At 62.5% G+C, this 16,042-nt stretch carries 16 protein-coding genes; 15 read left to right on the top strand and 1 reads right to left on the bottom strand.

From position 1 onward, the window contains the following. The 12 genes from AC04P6_RS01375 to hypB all read left to right on the top strand — a co-directional run. Positions 1 to 1,501, top strand: a 1,501-nt coding sequence (locus AC04P6_RS01375) for a formate--tetrahydrofolate ligase (protein WP_475564803.1), incomplete at its 5' end; no start/stop codon positions are given. Positions 1,502 to 1,584: 83 nt separating this feature from the next. After that, positions 1,585 to 2,199, top strand: a complete 615-nt coding sequence (locus AC04P6_RS01370; protein WP_475564802.1) for a cyclodeaminase/cyclohydrolase family protein — start codon at positions 1,585 to 1,587, stop codon at positions 2,197 to 2,199. 1 nt (position 2,200) lies between these two features. After that, positions 2,201 to 3,058, top strand: a complete 858-nt coding sequence (locus AC04P6_RS01365; protein ID WP_475564801.1) for a bifunctional 5,10-methylenetetrahydrofolate dehydrogenase/5,10-methenyltetrahydrofolate cyclohydrolase — start codon at positions 2,201 to 2,203, stop codon at positions 3,056 to 3,058. A gap of 83 nt (positions 3,059 to 3,141) precedes the next feature. Next, on the top strand, positions 3,142 to 3,648 hold the full coding sequence (gene tsaE, locus AC04P6_RS01360) for a tRNA (adenosine(37)-N6)-threonylcarbamoyltransferase complex ATPase subunit type 1 TsaE (protein WP_475564800.1): 507 nt from the start codon (positions 3,142 to 3,144) through the stop codon (positions 3,646 to 3,648). 35 nt (positions 3,649 to 3,683) lie between these two features. Next, positions 3,684 to 6,044, top strand: a complete 2,361-nt coding sequence (gene tsaD, locus AC04P6_RS01355; protein WP_475564799.1) for a tRNA (adenosine(37)-N6)-threonylcarbamoyltransferase complex transferase subunit TsaD — start codon at positions 3,684 to 3,686, stop codon at positions 6,042 to 6,044. 9 nt (positions 6,045 to 6,053) lie between these two features. After that, positions 6,054 to 6,809 carry a ubiquinone/menaquinone biosynthesis methyltransferase gene (locus tag AC04P6_RS01350; protein WP_475564798.1) on the top strand — a complete coding sequence of 252 codons (756 nt, stop codon included), beginning with the start codon at positions 6,054 to 6,056 and terminating at the stop codon, positions 6,807 to 6,809. A gap of 80 nt (positions 6,810 to 6,889) precedes the next feature. Further along, a complete protein-coding gene (locus tag AC04P6_RS01345; protein WP_475564797.1) occupies positions 6,890 to 8,263 on the top strand; it encodes an amidohydrolase family protein in 1,374 nt (457 codons plus the stop codon). A gap of 11 nt (positions 8,264 to 8,274) precedes the next feature. Next, on the top strand, positions 8,275 to 8,478 hold the full coding sequence (locus AC04P6_RS01340) for a CASC3 protein CASC3 (RefSeq protein WP_475564796.1): 204 nt from the start codon (positions 8,275 to 8,277) through the stop codon (positions 8,476 to 8,478). A 68-nt stretch (positions 8,479 to 8,546) separates the two neighbouring features. Further along, positions 8,547 to 9,125, top strand: a complete 579-nt coding sequence (locus AC04P6_RS01335) for a Sec-independent protein translocase subunit TatA/TatB (RefSeq protein WP_475564795.1) — start codon at positions 8,547 to 8,549, stop codon at positions 9,123 to 9,125. 3 nt (positions 9,126 to 9,128) lie between these two features. After that, positions 9,129 to 9,980: a twin-arginine translocase subunit TatC gene (tatC, locus tag AC04P6_RS01330; RefSeq protein WP_475564794.1), complete on the top strand. Its 852-nt coding sequence runs from the start codon at positions 9,129 to 9,131 to the stop codon at positions 9,978 to 9,980. Positions 9,981 to 9,983: 3 nt separating this feature from the next. Further along, positions 9,984 to 10,340, top strand: a complete 357-nt coding sequence (locus AC04P6_RS01325) for a hydrogenase maturation nickel metallochaperone HypA/HybF (protein WP_475564793.1) — start codon at positions 9,984 to 9,986, stop codon at positions 10,338 to 10,340. A gap of 155 nt (positions 10,341 to 10,495) precedes the next feature. Further along, positions 10,496 to 11,146 (top strand): hydrogenase nickel incorporation protein HypB, encoded by a 651-nt coding sequence (gene hypB / locus AC04P6_RS01320; RefSeq protein ID WP_475564792.1) that lies wholly within the window; start codon positions 10,496 to 10,498, stop codon positions 11,144 to 11,146. Between the two features lie 62 nt (positions 11,147 to 11,208). Here the strand turns inward: hypB and AC04P6_RS01315 are convergent, their stop codons facing one another. After that, the gene (locus AC04P6_RS01315) at positions 11,209 to 12,657 is read right to left on the bottom strand and encodes a twin-arginine translocation signal domain-containing protein (protein ID WP_475564791.1); all 1,449 of its coding nucleotides are present in this window, start codon (positions 12,655 to 12,657) and stop codon (positions 11,209 to 11,211) included. A 186-nt stretch (positions 12,658 to 12,843) separates the two neighbouring features. Between AC04P6_RS01315 and AC04P6_RS01310 the strand changes: the two genes are divergently transcribed. Genes AC04P6_RS01310 through AC04P6_RS01300 form a run of 3 tightly spaced genes read left to right on the top strand, consistent with a single transcriptional unit; the run spans position 12,844 to position 15,964 of the window. Continuing rightward, complete coding sequence (locus AC04P6_RS01310) at positions 12,844 to 13,557, top strand: response regulator transcription factor (protein WP_066660583.1); 714 nt, start codon at positions 12,844 to 12,846, stop codon at positions 13,555 to 13,557. A gap of 27 nt (positions 13,558 to 13,584) precedes the next feature. Further along, positions 13,585 to 15,069 (top strand): sensor histidine kinase, encoded by a 1,485-nt coding sequence (locus AC04P6_RS01305; protein ID WP_475564790.1) that lies wholly within the window; start codon positions 13,585 to 13,587, stop codon positions 15,067 to 15,069. A gap of 25 nt (positions 15,070 to 15,094) precedes the next feature. Then, a complete protein-coding gene (locus AC04P6_RS01300; protein ID WP_475564789.1) occupies positions 15,095 to 15,964 on the top strand; it encodes a phosphoribosylaminoimidazolesuccinocarboxamide synthase in 870 nt (289 codons plus the stop codon). Positions 15,965 to 16,042: the final 78 nt, after the last annotated feature.

Genomic DNA, 16,042 nt, shown 5'->3' with positions numbered 1-16,042 from the left:
CCTGGTGACCGCCATCAACCCGACGCCTGCCGGTGAAGGCAAGACCACCACGACCGTAGGTTTGGCAGACGCCCTGTCCCGCCTGGATAAGAATGTGGTAGTGGCGCTGCGTGAGCCTTCGCTTGGCCCGGTGTTCGGCATCAAGGGCGGCGCTGCTGGTGGCGGCTATGCCCAGGTTATCCCGATGGAGGATATCAACCTGCACTTCACCGGAGACTTCCACGCAATCGGCGCGGCAAACAATCTGCTGGCGGCCTTGCTGGACGCGCATATCCATAATGGCAACGAGCTGGGCATCGACACCCGTAAGATCACCTGGAAGCGCGCGGTAGACATGAACGATCGCCAGCTGCGCAACATCGTCGACGGCTTGGGCGGAAAGGCCCACGGCGTGCCCCGCGAGGATGGCTTCGACATTACCGTGGCTTCCGAGGTCATGGCTATCTTCTGCCTGGCTACGAGCATCACCGACCTGAAGGAGCGCCTCGGCCGCATCGTCGTCGGTTACACCTACGACGACAAGCCCGTCACCGCGCACGGCCTGAAGGCCGAAGGCGCGATGTGCGCCCTGTTGAAGGACGCTCTGAAGCCCAACCTGGTGCAGACGCTCGAAGGTACGCCGGCATTCGTGCACGGCGGCCCGTTCGCGAACATTGCCCATGGCTGCAACTCCATCATGGCCACGCGCATGGCCATGGCGCTGGGCGATTACTGCATCACGGAAGCAGGCTTCGGTGCCGACCTGGGTGCCGAGAAGTTCCTCGACATCAAGTGCCGCCTCACGGGCCTGAAGCCCGACGCCGTGGTTGTCGTTGCCACGGTGCGCGCTCTGAAGAACCATGGCGGTGTTCCGAAAGACCAGCTCAACAGCGAAAACCTCGATGCCCTCGAGGCTGGCCTGCCTAACCTGCTGCAGCATGTGGAAAACATCACGAAGGTCTATCAGCTTCCCTGCGTGGTAGCCATCAACGCGTTCCCCACCGACACGAAGGCCGAGCTCGACCTCGTCGAGGCGAAGTGCAAGGAACTCGGCGTTAACGTTGCGCTTTCCGAAGTGTGGGCCAAGGGCGGCGAGGGCGGCACGGCTCTGGCCGAGGAAGTCGTGCGCCTGTGCGAGCAGCCCAACGACTTCGCGTTCAGCTACGAGCTCGATGGCGGCATCGCCGACAAGATTCGCACGCTCGCCAAGCGCATCTACCGCGCCGACGACGTCGATTTCACGGCTGCCGCGAAGAAGGAAATCGCCGAGCTCGAGCGCCTTGGCTTCGGCGGCATGCCCGTGTGCATGGCGAAGACCCAGTACAGCTTCAGCGACGACGCATCGCTGCTGGGCGCGCCGCGCGGCTTCCGCATGACGGTTCGCAACGTGAAGGTTAGCGCCGGTGCAGGCTTTATCGTTGCGCTCACGGGTAGTATCATGACGATGCCCGGTTTGGGCAAGCGTCCCGCGGCGTTCAACATCGATGTCGACGAGACGGGCAAGATCACCGGCCTGTTCTAGTTGCATCCGCCTCACGGCGCGAAGTACATGCATTGATCACGAAGCGGGAAGGCTCGGCCTTCCCGCTTCTGTAAGGTGGGGAAATGATAGACACGACGTTTACCGACAAGCTCGCGAGCGCCGATCCAACGCCTGGTGGCGGCGGCGCGTGCGCGTATTGTGGTGCCCTGGCTGCGGCGCTTGGCTCGATGGTGGCCAATCTCACGGTGGGGAAGCCCAAGTACGCTTCCGTGGAAGAGCGCGTGAAGGAGGCGCTGGCCGAGCTCGACGAGCTCCGCGTGCGCCTGTTCGAGCTCATCGACGAAGACGCTCGTGCGTTTTCCCCGTTGGCGGCTGCATACGGCATGCCCCGTGCAACCGAGGAAGAGCTTGCCGCGCGCAACGCCGCGCTGCAGAAGGCTCTCGTGGGGGCAACGGAGGCGCCCCTTTCCATCATGGAGGCATGCGCGCGCGTCATCGAGCTCTGCGGCGCCATCGCTCATGATGGTAGCCGCCTGGCGGTAAGCGACGCGGGCGTTGCCGCGGCATTCGGTCGCGCTGCCCTCATGGGTGCGTCGCTGAACGTGTACATCAACGCGAAATCGCTTGCCGATTCCGCTGCCGCGAACGCGTATCGCGCCAAGGCCGACGCCTTGATTGGCGAATACGCTCCGCTCGCACAGGAAACGTTCGAATACGTGATGGGGGAGGTTCGCTAATATGGCGCGCATTCTATCTGGCAAGGAAGTGGTTTCGGCCATGGCCCCGGGGCTTCTGGAGCGCGTTCGCGTGTGCGTCGAGGCGGGGGCTCAGCCCACGCTCGCCATCCTTCGCGTGGGCGAAAACCCCAGCGATATGAGCTACGAGCGCACTGCCTGCAAGCGCGCGTCGTCGCTTGGGGTGGAAGTTCGCTCCATCGTGCTTCCCGAAGATGCCACGAACGAGCAGCTCATGGCTGCCATCGAGCGCATCAACGCCGACGACTCCATCCATGGCTGCCTGATGTTCCGCCCTCTTCCCGCCGGGCTCGACGAAGCTGCGGCTTGCGCGGCGCTTGATGCCCGCAAGGATATCGACGGCATTTCCCCCACATCGCTCGCGCGCGTGTTCACGGGCTCTGGCTATGGGTTCCCGCCGGCCACGGCCCAGGCATGCATGCACGTGCTCGACCACTACAATGTGCCCCTGAACGGCGCACGTGTCGTCGTGGTGGGGCGCAGCCTCGTCATCGGCAAGCCCGTGGCCATGATGCTCCTCGCGCGCAACGCCACGGTAACCATGTGCCATTCGCGCACCGAAGACCTTGCAGCACGCTGCCGCGAGGCCGACGTCATCATCTGCGCAACGGGCCGTGCGCGTGCGTTCGGCGCCGATAGCTTTTCCGAGGGCCAGACGGTCATCGACGTGGGAATCAACTTCGACGAGGACGGCAACCTGTGCGGTGACGTCGACTTCGATGCGGTCGAGCCCATCGTGGGCTCCATCACGCCCGTTCCCGGCGGCATCGGCACGGTCACGACGTCTACCACCATGGAGCATGTCATCCACTCGTGCGAAAGCGCGCTCGGCATCGCCTAACCCGCGCTCTCCCGCGTGTCGCGCTCGTGCGTCCGCAAGCTGTTATTCGTTTGAAGATGGGCGGAGGGCGCTACAATAGCGGCATGGACAATGAATTCGCATACACGTGCTCGTGCGCCAATGCGCAGGAGACCGCCGCATTGGCGTCCACGCTCGCGCCTCTTCTGGCCGCGGGCGACGTCATCATGCTCAATGGCGATTTGGGTGCGGGCAAAACCAGCTTCGTGCAGGGTGTCGCCCACGCCCTTGGCGTTACCGATGACGTCACGAGTCCCACATTCACCATTCAACTTACCTACGAAAGCGGTTCGCTCGTGCTCAACCATTTCGACCTGTATCGTCTCGACGATGCCGATCAGCTTTACGACCTGGGATATTGGGAAACGCTCGAAGGCGATGGCGTTTCGTTCGTGGAATGGGGAGAAAAGTTCCCCGACGACGAACCCGACGACTATCTCGAGCTGCGCATCTCCGTGAACGGGGCGGGTGGCCGCGACTTTCGCGCCACGCCGCGTGGCGAACGCGCGCGCCAGCTTCTGTTCAGCTGGGTCGACGGCAACCGCGAAGGCTGGCATCGCCTGGGCGAATAGCGCTCGGCGACCAGCGTGAACTTGGAAAGACGCACATGGAACCTGCTTATATCCTCGCATTCGATACGGCTAACGAAGTAATCGCGCTCGGCCTGGGGCGTCTTGCGTCTGAAGGCCAATCGGTGGAATGCATCGCCTCGCGCCGCATCCCCGCGCATCGCGCATCGAACACCCTGCTTCTTCCCTCCATCGAGGAGCTCCTCGATGGAGCCGGCGTCACGCGCGAAAGCATTGCGTGCGTGGCCTGCGGTCGCGGTCCTGGAAGCTTCACGGGCGTGCGCATCTGCATCGCTTCCGCGAAGGGCATCGCCCAGGCGCTGCGCGTGCCCCTCGTGGGCGTATCAACGCTCGATGCCATTGCATGGCAGCTCCATGCCGCCGGACACCGTGGCCAGGCGCTCGTGGTGGCCGACGCCATGCGCAAGGAAGTCTATCCCGTGCGTTTCGAGCTGGCCGACGATGGCGCGCATCGCCTCGAGCCCGACACCGTGGTGAAGGCGCGCGATTTCGCTGCGTCTCTTTCGCCCGACGCCAGCCTGCTTATCGCCGGCGACGCGCTGGAGAAATACGCCGACCTGTTCCAGGGCGCGGGCTCTCTGGCCCCGCAGGAGCAGTGGACGCCCGAAGGGTCTGGCCTGCTCGCGGCCGTGCAGGCGGGGTGGCGCCAGGGTGCGCTCGATCCCTTCGACGCACGCCGTCACGACCCGGCGTTTCTGCTGCCCGTGTACACGCGCCTTTCCGATGCCGAGGAAAACGAGCGCATTCGCCTTTCGTCGTCCGATCCGAAAGACCTGCGTACGGGCGTGCAGCATGCTGGCGCTGCCGAACCCGCCGATGCCCAGATCGACTATCGCCCGCTTGACGCGGCGCATGCCGCCGATGTGGCCAAGCTGGAATCGAGCGCCATGGGCACCGATGCATGGAGCGAGAATCTCGTCGCCGATGAGCTTCCGCGCAAAGATCGCAGCTGGTGGGCAGCATATTCGCCCGAAGGCCAGCTTGTGGGGTATGCCGGCGGATGGATTACCGACGGCCAGCTCCAGATTCTGAAAATAGCCGTCGATCCCGCGTTCCGCCGCCGTGGCATCGCGCGCGCCCTCATCGCCCGCGTCGCAAGCGATGCGCGCGACCTGGGTGCCCGCACGTGCTCGCTCGAAGTGCGCGCGGGTAATGCCGGGGCGCAGTCGTTCTACGCTTCGCTCGATTTCGCGCCCATCGGAACGCGCCCGCGCTATTACAGCGACCGGGAAGACGCCGTCATCATGGAAGGCCCCCTTCCTCTGGAAGAGCGCGACGTGGCTGGCATGGTGCTGCAGGTGGATGCCGCGGCCATGCAGGACATTCCCAACGATGTGGCGCGTCCGCTCATTTTGGCCATCGAGTCGTCGTGCGACGAGACCGCCGCTTCCATCATCGATGGCAAGGGCGAAATCCTGGCCGATACCGTGGCGAGCCAAATCGACTTCCATGCGCGCTTCGGCGGCGTGGTGCCCGAAATTGCCAGCCGCAAGCACGTCGAGGCTATCTGCGGCGTGGTGCAGGTATGCCTCGAGAGCGCTTCGTCGCGCCTGGGAGGTGCGGCTCTTTCGATTGCCGATATGGATGCCGTGTCCTGCACGTATGCCCCTGGCCTGGTGGGTGCGCTCGTTGTGGGCGTTGCCTATGCCAAGGCCGCCGCGTGGGCGGCCAGCGTGCCGTTCGTGAAGGTGAACCACCTGGAGGGACACCTGTACGCGAACAAGATCGCCACGCCCGACATGACGCCCCCAATGGTCGTGTCCCTGGTTTCGGGCGGACACACCATGCTCGTGCACGTGCGCGATTGGGGCGACTACCGCATTCTTGGCTCCACCATCGACGATGCCGTGGGCGAGGCGTTCGACAAGGTGGCCAAGGCGCTTGGCCTGGGCTATCCCGGCGGCCCCATCATCTCGAACCTCGCGGCGAAGGGCGACCCGAAGGCCGTGCGCTTCCCGCGTGCCATGATGCATTCGGGCGATTTGCGCTTCTCGCTTTCGGGGCTGAAGACGGCCGTCATCACCTATATCAACCAGCAGCGCGAAGCGGGCGTGGAGCTGAACCTGCCCGATATCGCCGCAAGCTTCCAGGCCGCCGTCATCGACGTGCAGGTCTCGAAGGCGGAAACGGCGCTTCGGGAAACGGGTGCGCGCGAGTTCTGCCTGGGTGGTGGCGTTGCCGCCAACCCCGCCTTGCGTGCCGCGTACGAGCGCATGTGCCGCAAGCGCGGCGTGCGCCTGACCATGCCGCCCCTTTCCGCGTGCACCGACAACGCCGCCATGATCGCCCTCGTGGCGCTCGACCGCTTCAACCAGGACAAGACGAGCGGCCTCGATGCCGACGCCTGCGCCCATACGAACCTCGAAGAACCCTACTAGGAGACCGCAATGACGGATACCAATTCGCATACCATCGATACGGCCACGGGCAAGGAAGCGCCCGCGGAAATCTCCGAAGAGCGCGTGCTCGGCATCTTCACCGAAATCGCCGAGCAGTACGAGCGCTTCAACCGTTCCTCGAGCTTCCATCAAGACCATAAGTGGCTCGACCGCCTGGTGGAGCTTGCCCCCATCGACTCGCGTTCCCGCGTGCTCGACGTTGCGGGCGGCACGGGCGAGGTCACGTTCGCCATCTGCCGCAAGGCGCATCCTGCGCACATCATGCTCACCGACTACACGCCTGCGATGCTCGAAGTGGCCAAGCGCCGCATCGAAGCTGGCGACGCGCGTAGCGTGAACGTTGACACGCAGGTGGTGGACGCGCAGAAGATGCCGTTCGAGGACAATTCCTTCGACGTGGTGACCATGGCCTACGGCATTCGCAACATGCCTGACCGCATGGCCGCCCTGCGCGAGATCCGCCGCGTCCTGGTGCCTGGCGGCACCGTGTGCATCCTGGAGTTCTCCACGCCGCCGCGCCCCCTCGAGCGCGCCTTCTACAACCTGTACCTGAAATGGGGCATTCCCGCCTGGGGCCAGCACTATACGGGCAAGCGCGAAGACTTCGTCTACCTGGCCGATTCCATCAAGGCGTTCCCGAAGCAGGAGGAGTTCTGCGACATGCTGCGCGCCGCCGGATTTGGCCACGTGGCATACGAGAATTTGGCGTTCGGGGCCGTTGCAATCCACACGGCGGTGAAGTAGCCGCCTTTCCTGTGTGCATTGCACCGTATGCGCTGGTTCAATGCTAGAATGTGCGCTACGAATTCACCAGGAGGACGCCCATGCTGTTGTGCGCTGAATACGTGTTGCCCATTACGTCCGACCCCATCGAGGCGGGCGCGATTCTTATTTCCGAAGGTCGCATACGGGATATTGGCCCGGTTGAGCAGCTGCGTGCGCGCTACAAAGACGAGGAAATCCGCGATTTCGGCCAGGCGGCCCTCCTTCCCGGCTTCGTCAATGCCCATTGCCATATGGAGTACACGGTACTGCGCGGCATGATGCACGACGAGCCCTACGCCACGTGGATGGGCCGCGTCAGCGCGCTTTCCAGCACGCTCAACGCCGCCGACCTCTACGATTCCACGCTCATCGGCGGCCTTGAGTCCATCGCTTCGGGCATCACCTGCGCCGCGAACATCGCCTCTTCGGAGCCGGCCGTTCGCGCCATGAACGACCTGGGCATGCGCGGCATCGCCTACCGCGAGGTGGGCGCCATGGACGGCCGCCGCGTGAACTACGCGATGCGCCAGGCCGTGGAGGACATCGAGGAATGGCGCGACATCGTCGATGGCGACCTTATCCAGATCGGCATCGCTCCCGCCCCTCTGTACGAGTGCCATCCGCGCGTCTTCACCGAAGCGGCCAAGTACGCCGCCGACACTACGCCTCTGGCGATGCATGTTGCCAGCAGCCGCGAGGAATACAGCTTCGTGAAATACGGGCGCAGCCCGTTCTCCGTCGACGCTATGAAGCGCCGCGGCTACATGGAGGTTCCGCCCTGGCTTCCCACGGGCGCCACTCCCGTTAACTACGCTCTGAACTGGGGCGCGTTCGAAGCCGAAAACGTCGTTGTCGTCCATGGCGTGCATGTGCGCTGGGAAGACATCCAGAAGCTGCGCGAGTACGGCGTGGGCGTTGCCCACTGCCCGCGTTGCAACGCGAACCTGGGCATGGGCGTGGCTCCCATCGAGGAGTACATGAAGGCCGGCATGGCCATTGGCCTGGGCACCGACAGCCCCGCCGCCACCGATTCCACCGACATCTTCGCGGAAATGCGCATCGGCATGATGGTTCAGCGTGCTGTCAGCTCCGAAACGAATTGGTTCATCTCCTCGCATGACTTGCTGGAAATGGCTACCATCGGCGGTGCGCGCACCATGCACATCGACGATCAGGTTGGTTCTCTGGAAGTGGGCAAGATGGCCGACATCATCGCCGTCGACCTTTCCGGTTCGCACTCCACTCCCACGAACGACCCGTGTGCTGCCGTGGTGAACACCGCCACGCCGAACGATGTCGTCATGACCATGGTGGGTGGCAAGACGCTCTACGACGAGGGTAAATGGAACATCGAAGCGCCGTTCGGCTCGAGCGTCGCCCAGATGATCAAGACGCGCACGCGCCTGCGCAGGCAGTGCGCCGATACGATGTAAGAAGGTTTTCCATGGCTAAGAAGCAGAAGATGTCTGCCAAGCAGCGCGAAGCTCGCCTTGCCGCAGCTCAGGCTCGCGAGGAAGCGGCGCGTTTGAAGAAGGAACGCACCGATCGCCTGAAACGCATTGGCATTATCATCGTGTGCGTCATTCTGGTGCTCGCGCTTGGCGTGCCCACCGTTGCCCTCAGCTTCCTGGCGGGTGGCGCCGCGTAGGGGATTGCGGTAAAATCCCACGTTTGGTATCCGTCGGCGCCTAGCGCCCTACGATAAGAGGTTTTTCATTGTTTGGTATAGGTGCGAACGAGCTTTTGCTCATTTTGCTCTTCGGGTTCCTCATTTTCGGGCCCGATAAGCTGCCCGCCATGGCGAAGACCATCGGTCGCGCCATCGCGAAGTTCCGCAACGCTCAGAACGAGATGAGCGATGTGATCAAAAAAGAAGTCTACGATCCCGATGCCGAGGATCCCTTCAAGAATCCGCTCGACGCCATCAGCAAGATAGAAAACGACGTCAAGAAGGAAGACAAGGGCGAAAGCTTCACGGCCCGCAAGGCTCGCTACGACAAGCAGCGCGCCGCCCGCAAGGCTGCCGAAGAGCGCAAAGCCGCTGAAGAGGCCAAGAAGTCCGCCGAAGCAGCGGGCGCTTCCGCAACGGCAGCGGCTGCGAAGCCCGCGGTTGTCGACGACACTCCGAAGGTATTCTCCGCCGACGAACTGTACGGCACCGCGCCGAAGGCCAAGCGTCCCGCGCGCAAGGCGGCATCTGGCGACAAGAAGGCCCCGGAGCCCGCATCCACGCCGAAGAAGAGCACGCCCGCAGGTGCAAGCACGCCTGCCAACGAGGAAGAGAAGGGGGAATAAGACATGCCTATCGGTCCTGCACGTATGCCCCTTTTCGACCACCTGGGCGAGCTGCGCATGCGCTTGGTGCGCATCGTGGTCTGCATGCTCATCGCGGTCTGCGTTTTCTACATGGCAACCCCCACGCTCTCGCAGTTCCTGCTGGCGCCCGTTGCCGAATACATGCCCACCGACGCGAATGGCAACGTCACGATGATCGTGCTCGGCGCGTTCGACGCCTTCGCGGTACGCTTCACCATCGCCCTGTGGGCGTCGGTCGTGGCCTGCATGCCCGTTATCATCTGGCAGCTGCTCGCATTCTTCCTGCCCGCGTTGAAGCCCAACGAGCGCAAGTGGTTCATTCCCACGTTCGCCGTTGCGTGCGCCCTCTTCGTGTTCGGCACGGTGTTCTGCTACAACATCATTCTCGACCCGGCGTTCCAGTGGCTTACCGACCAGGCTCAGGGCTTCGCCACCATCACGCCCCAGGCCGATAAGTGGGTCGACATCATCATCAAGTTCGAAATCGGCTTCGGCGTCGCGTTCGAGCTGCCGCTCGTCGTCTTCTACCTCACGATCTTCGAAATCGTGCCGTACGCCAAGCTGCGCTCCCTCTGGCGCGAAGTGTACATTGGCCTCATGGTGCTCTCCGCATTCATCACGCCCGACGCTTCGCCCGTCACGATGGTTCTGCTCTTCGGCGCCATGATCGCCCTGTACGAGGTCAGCCTCCTCGCTGCCCGTTTGGTGCTTGGCCGCCGCATCAAGCAGCAGAAGCTCGAAATGGAGCAGCAGGCCAAGGAAGATGCTGAATGGGAAGCCGAATGGGCGGAACGTCAGCGCCAGCGCAAATTGGAGCGAGAGTCGGAGGACTAGGCCATGCACGAGCTCGGCATGATGACGGGTGTTGTGGATGCGGTAACGGAAGCCGCGAAGAACGCAGGCGCCACGCGCGTGCTGAAGGTTAACCTTTCGGTGGGCGAGATGACGGAAGCCATCGAGGATTGCCTCGTCTTCGCCTACGAGGCCCTTACCGAGGGCAACGAGCTCATGGAAGGCTCCGAACTGAACCTCACCATGGTGCATCCGCACAGCAAGTGCCTGGAATGCGGCGTGGAATTCGATCACGATCGCTTCCACATGACGTGCCCCGAATGCGGCTCGATTGCAACGCAGCTCCTTGCCGGGCGCGACTTGCAAATCGATAACATCGAGGTCGACGTTCCAGAAGACTAGCTATCGCTTGGGACTCTACGGGCCGTACGCAAACGCGTGCGGCCCGCTTCATTTGCCATTGGGCGAACCCATCGCGTCTTCACACAATCTTGCCTATTCGTGTGCAGTAATGTGCCATAATAGCGCCTGAATCCAACCTCAAAGGAGCGCATGTCATGCAGATCGATATGAAGCAACCTATTCTCGATAAGAACGACCGCCTCGCTCAGGAAAACCGTCGCCTGTTCGCGGAAAAGCGCGTGTTCGTGCTGAATATCCTGGCAAGCCCCGGTTCGGGCAAGACGTCCACCATTCTGGCTACCATCGAAGCGCTGCGCGACGAGTTCAATATCGCCGTCATCGAGGGCGATATCGCCAGCAGCGTCGATTCGGAAAAGATCAAGGCGCAGGGCATCGCCGCGGTGCAGATCAACACCGGTGGCGCCTGCCATCTGGAAAGCGACATGATCAAGCGCGCGGTCGACGTGCTCGATTTGGACAATCTCGACCTCATCCTGTTGGAAAACGTGGGTAACCTCGTGTGCCCCACCGACTTCGACCTGGGCGAAAATGCCAAGGTCATGATCCTCTCGGTGCCCGAGGGCGACGACAAGCCCCTGAAGTACCCGGGCGTGTTCCAGGTTGCGCAGGCCGTTATTTTGAACAAGGTCGACACGATGCCCGTGTTCAATTTCGACGAAGAGGCGTTCGACAGCCATATCGAGCGTTTGAACCCGCAGGCTCCCGTATTCCGTGTAAGCGCCACGAAGGGCGATGGCGTGGAAGAGTGGGCCGAATGGCTCGCTCAGCAGATTCGCGCCCTCTAGGGCTCCTGCAAGCCTGCAGAGCGCATGCAACGCGTCGCTGGTAGTTCCGGCGGCGCGTTTTCTTATGCCAGGGGCTTCCAAACGCGCACGACGCACGTTTGGTTGGTGTTGCTGTCGGAGTCGATTTCGTTGATCTGGCTGATGGTGATCACGCGGTTGTGGGTGCCGTTCGTGGCCAGGTAGTCGCCCCAGCTGGTGGCGCCGCTCTGGATGCCAAACGTGCAGTACGACTTCGAGGCGAGGTCGACGGCGCATACCGACTGGCTCGACTTCACGATGAACCAGTCGTCGCACCAGGCGGGAGGTGCCAGGGGCGTGCGGCCGAAGCGGAACCACGATGCGCTGCTGTAGTCTCCGTTCGGAGCGGAGGAGGGCGTGTAGGTGCCCAGGTTGGCGATGCCGTCGCCGTAGCTGTAGATGGCCTCGAAGCAGAACGAGAATCGCTTGTTGCCGTATCCCACTTCCACCGGCTGCATGGCCGAGGGCAAGGTGATGGAGTCGTCGACCTCGCCCGTATTCGCGTTTACGTGCAGAAGCTGGAAGTACGATTTGCCGTCGGGGTGGCGGGGCGTGATGACGACGCCGTCGCTGTCGCCGTATACGGGGGCGGCCATGCGGCCCGTGCTTTCGTATACCACTTCCGAGCTTTCCTGGCCGAACGATGCGCGTTTCAGCTGCGCAGTGCCCGTCTTCTCGTCGCTTGCGCCCGCGGGGGGCATGACGACCCAGTACGCGTAGCCGTTCACGGCGGCAATCGAGGGTGTTTCCTTGGAGGAGTCGCCGCTGTCGACGACGTGGGCCTTGCCCAGGGAGTTTGACGAGCTGAGCGTGGCGGTGACGATGCGCCAGGTTCCCTCGAAGATGTTCGCCTCCGTCCATACCAGGCCGGAGGACGTTCCGCGCACATCGTAGATCTCGAAGCCCTCGGATGTGCCTTCGGCTTCCTCGACAACCGTTTCCAGGTTGCCGCTGGAAAGCTTCATGATGCCGATCTGCGTGAGGGGCGAAGCGGTTTCGGTGGGGATGAGGCACGTGGCCATCGAGTCGTCGTTGCACCACATGAGGGTGCCGTAGGGCAAATCGTATTCGCCCACCTGCTCGAAGGCGTTGTTCAAGTCGACTTCGGTAAGGTCGTCGAGCGTAGCGACTTTGCTGGCGGGAACCGACAGCGTCTCGATGGTGGTGGAGGTGGCGTTGCGCGACTGGATGAGTGCGTTGGCCCCGAAGCCCACGGCGGCTACCGCGCCCACGCCCAGGGCACCGTAGAGGAAATGGCGCCTGGTGAGCAGCGTGCCGCCCGTTTGGGCGTGATTTGCCTGATTAGAGCGGCGTTTGCCGCGCGATGTACGCGATGCGCCCATGCCGCGCGCCGAAGCGCTGGGGGGCGTGGTATTGCGTACGCGCCTGCCCGTGGTTTGGATGCTGGGGCGCGCGTAGCCCGTTGCTGCGCGGCGCCGCGATTGCGCGGAAGGCCTGTTCGCGGGCCGACGTTGGCCGGGTTTGCGGTCCATGCGCTCCTTCATCCTCTTGCAGGTGTATACTTTCACGTTTATTGTGTCATTTGACACGGGGTTTCAGCGGTGTTTAAGTGCAATTGCTACAATAAACGCATTCGCATGTTACACGCATGGCATATCTGCTTAGAACTCCTGTCTGAGTTGCCATAAGCTGTAAACTATCGGAAAGAAGAGGCATACATGAGCAACAACGAAACGCGACGCATTCTACTCGTGGAAGACGAAAAGGCGATTCGTGATGCAGTGGCGGCGTACCTGGAACGCGAAAACTACTGGGTAACGGCTGCGGGCGATGGCCAGGAGGCCCTCGAGGAATTCAGCAAGCACCATTTCGACCTTGTCATTCTCGACCTCATGCTTCCGCGCGTTCCTGGCGAGCGTGTCTGCCGCGCCATCCGCGACAACTCCGATGTACCCATTATCATGCTTACCGCCAAGGGCGAAGTCGAAGACCGCATCATCGGTCTGGAACTCGGCGCCGACGATTACCTGGTAAAGCCCTTCAGCCCCCGCGAGCTCGTCGCCCGCGTGCGCGCCCTTCTGCGCCGCGTGCATTCCGATGTCGAGCCTCAGCGCGAGGTTCTGGAATTCGGCGACCTCACCATCGACGTATCCGGCCATAAGGTTCTGGTGCGCGGCGAAGAGGTCGACCTCACGGCAAGCGAATTCAAGCTTCTCACCACGCTGTCCCGTTATCCCGGCCGCGTGTACTCCCGCATGGAACTGGTGGAAAAGGTGCTCGGCTACGACTTCGAAGGCTACGAGCGCACCATCGACTCCCACGTGAAGAACCTGCGTGCCAAGATCGGCGACAACCCGCGCAACCCCACCTGGCTGCACACGGTGCACGGCGTTGGGTACCGTTTCGAAGACCCCACGAAGCAGAGCCAGTAACAAGCACTGTAGCAGGGGGAATGGCGCATGCGCGAGTCTCATTCGGGCAAGCATAAGAAGCGCTGGGGGAATCTAACGTACACAACGCGCGTAACCGCGGCGTTCGCCTTGGTTTCGGCCATGACCGCCCTGGTTGCGTTCGGCGTGCTCTCGTTCGTCTGGGAGCAGCACTTCCAGACGTACACGCGCGAGAACATGCAGCGCATCGCCTCCACCACGGCTTCGGCCATCGGGTCGAAGTACGAGCAGAACAACGATTGGTATAACGGCGCGCTCACGCCCGCTTCGTCTGCAAGCGAGCTTTCCAATGGCGTGGGCGTGCAGGTGCTCGATTCCACGGGCGCCATTCTCTACGACGACTCGCGCACCACCGATAGCGCCGAGCAAATCTCTCTTGCGCCTACCAGCAAAGATTCGCTGGCGCAGGCCACCATCTACGCAAATGGCCAGGAAATCGGCACCGTGCGCGTGTGGGTCTACGGTTCCAGCACGCTGCTCACGCAGGCCGATCAGGAATTCAGGAACAAGAGCTACCAGGCCATGGTGTTCTCCACGGCGCTTGCCGTAGTGCTCGCGCTCTTCCTGGGCTTCGTGTTCGCGCGCGGTCTCGTGCAGCCCATTAGGCGCATCGCCAAGGCGGCCAAGTCCTTCGGCGACGGCAACCTTTCGGCACGCACCGAACTGCACGGCGACGACGAAATCGCCAAGCTTGGCGAAACGTTCGACGTCATGGCCGAATCGGTCGAGAAAGACCGCCAGCTCGAACGCCGCCTCACCACCGACGTCGCGCATGAGCTGCGCACGCCCCTCATGGCCATCCAGTCCACGGTCGAAGCCATGGTCGATGGCGTCTTCGCGGCCGACCAGGAACGCCTGGAAACGGTTAATTCCGAAGTTCAGCGCCTCTCGCGCCTGGTCGATGCCATCTTGAAGCTCTCGCGTCTGGAAAATCGCTCCGTCAGCACGCAGATGCAGATCGTGAACGTGGGCGAGCTCATCCAGAGCATCGTTTCCACGCACGAGGCGTTCGTCGCCGACTCTGGCCTCGAACTGCGTTACTCGGCCGACCCCGACGTATACGTCTACGGCGACCCCGACCTCATTCGCCAGGCTACGGCCAACTTCATCTCGAACGCCGTGCGCTACACTCCCGAAGGCCACATCACCGTCACGGTATCCAAGGGCGACGAAAACGCCGCCATCGCCGTGGCCGATACGGGCATCGGCCTTACTCCCGAAGAAGCCAAGATGGTGTTCAGCCGCTTCTGGCGCGCCGACGCCGGGCGCAATCGCGCGCAGGGCGGTCTGGGCGTGGGTCTTTCGCTCGTGAAGGAAATCGCCGACATTCACGAAGGCTGGGTGCGCGTGGAAGGCGAAAAGGGCGTTGGCTCCACCTTCACCATGTATATCCCGCTCTTCAATGAGGAGCGCGTGAAATCCTACAAGCAGCGTATGAAGCGCTCGTTCGAAGCGCATAATGAGGACACCGATCCCGCGGATGAATCGCGGTAAGCCGTTCTGAAAGGAAAGTACGTTCATGAACCCCATTGACATCAAGCCCGATGCACAGGGCAAGGTGCGCGATCTGTACGACCTGGGCGATAAGCTCCTGCTTGTGGCAACCGACCGCATTTCCGCGTTCGATTACATCCTGCCCGACGAAATCCCCAACAAGGGCAAGGTGCTTACCCAGCTGTCCTGCTTCTGGTTCGAACTTCTTTCCGACGTTGTCGACAATCACCTCATCAGCGCCGACGTGGCCGATCTGCCCGAACAGTTCAAGCCCTGGGCCGATTACCTCGATGGCCGCTTCATGCTCGTGCGCAAGGCCGAGATGTTCCCCGTCGAGTGCATCGTGCGCGGTTACCTCACCGGTAGCGGCTTGAAGTCCTACCAGGCCAACGGCACCGTGTGCGGCATCAGCCTCCCCGCTGGCCTCACCGAAGCCTCCAAGCTTCCCGAAGCGCTCTTCACGCCTTCCACGAAGGCCGAAATCGGCGGTCACGACGAGAACATCAGCTTCGAGCAGTGCGCTCAGCTGGTGGGCCAGGAAGCTGCCGAGCAGCTGCGCGACCTCACGCTGGCCGTGTACACGAAGGCGGCTGACCATGCTGCCGAACGCGGCATCATCATTGCCGACACGAAGTTCGAGTTCGGCGTCATCGACGGCAAGATCATCCTGGGCGACGAAGTGCTCACGCCCGACAGCAGCCGCTTCTGGGGTGCTAGCACGTATGTCGAGGGCGAGGTTCAGCCCAGCTTCGACAAGCAGTTCGTGCGCAACTGGCTCAACGCCAATTGGGACCGCACGGGCGAGCCGCCGCATTTGCCGCAAGAGATTATCGAGAAAACCACCGAGAAGTACGTCCAGGCGTACGAGAAGATTACAGGCCGTGCGTTTGCATAGCAACTAACGCCTGTCAGCTGAACAACTGCGAACGATTCAACCACACCATCGACAAGGACACGAACAGCCATGACGCAA

This window comes from Denitrobacterium sp., from assembly GCF_056180635.1.
Note: the sequence above shows the minus strand (reverse complement) of the source record. Positions and strands in the feature narration are given on the sequence as shown.

Bases quoted from the DNA above. Each gene is read 5' to 3' on its own strand.
- hypB (WP_475564792.1), top strand. From the start codon at position 10,496: ATGCAGATCGATATGAAGCAACCTATTCTCGATAAGAACGACCGCCTC.
- AC04P6_RS01310 (WP_066660583.1), top strand. From the start codon at position 12,844: ATGAGCAACAACGAAACGCGACGCATTCTACTCGTGGAAGACGAAAAG.
- AC04P6_RS01365 (WP_475564801.1), top strand. From the start codon at position 2,201: ATGGCGCGCATTCTATCTGGCAAGGAAGTGGTTTCGGCCATGGCCCCG.
- AC04P6_RS01315 (WP_475564791.1), bottom strand. From the start codon at position 12,657: ATGGACCGCAAACCCGGCCAACGTCGGCCCGCGAACAGGCCTTCCGCG.
- AC04P6_RS01350 (WP_475564798.1), top strand. From the start codon at position 6,054: ATGACGGATACCAATTCGCATACCATCGATACGGCCACGGGCAAGGAA.
- tsaD (WP_475564799.1), top strand. From the start codon at position 3,684: ATGGAACCTGCTTATATCCTCGCATTCGATACGGCTAACGAAGTAATC.
- AC04P6_RS01305 (WP_475564790.1), top strand. From the start codon at position 13,585: ATGCGCGAGTCTCATTCGGGCAAGCATAAGAAGCGCTGGGGGAATCTA.
- tatC (WP_475564794.1), top strand. From the start codon at position 9,129: ATGCCTATCGGTCCTGCACGTATGCCCCTTTTCGACCACCTGGGCGAG.
- AC04P6_RS01325 (WP_475564793.1), top strand. From the start codon at position 9,984: ATGCACGAGCTCGGCATGATGACGGGTGTTGTGGATGCGGTAACGGAA.
- AC04P6_RS01300 (WP_475564789.1), top strand. From the start codon at position 15,095: ATGAACCCCATTGACATCAAGCCCGATGCACAGGGCAAGGTGCGCGAT.
- AC04P6_RS01370 (WP_475564802.1), top strand. From the start codon at position 1,585: ATGATAGACACGACGTTTACCGACAAGCTCGCGAGCGCCGATCCAACG.
- tsaE (WP_475564800.1), top strand. From the start codon at position 3,142: ATGGACAATGAATTCGCATACACGTGCTCGTGCGCCAATGCGCAGGAG.
- AC04P6_RS01340 (WP_475564796.1), top strand. From the start codon at position 8,275: ATGGCTAAGAAGCAGAAGATGTCTGCCAAGCAGCGCGAAGCTCGCCTT.
- AC04P6_RS01345 (WP_475564797.1), top strand. From the start codon at position 6,890: ATGCTGTTGTGCGCTGAATACGTGTTGCCCATTACGTCCGACCCCATC.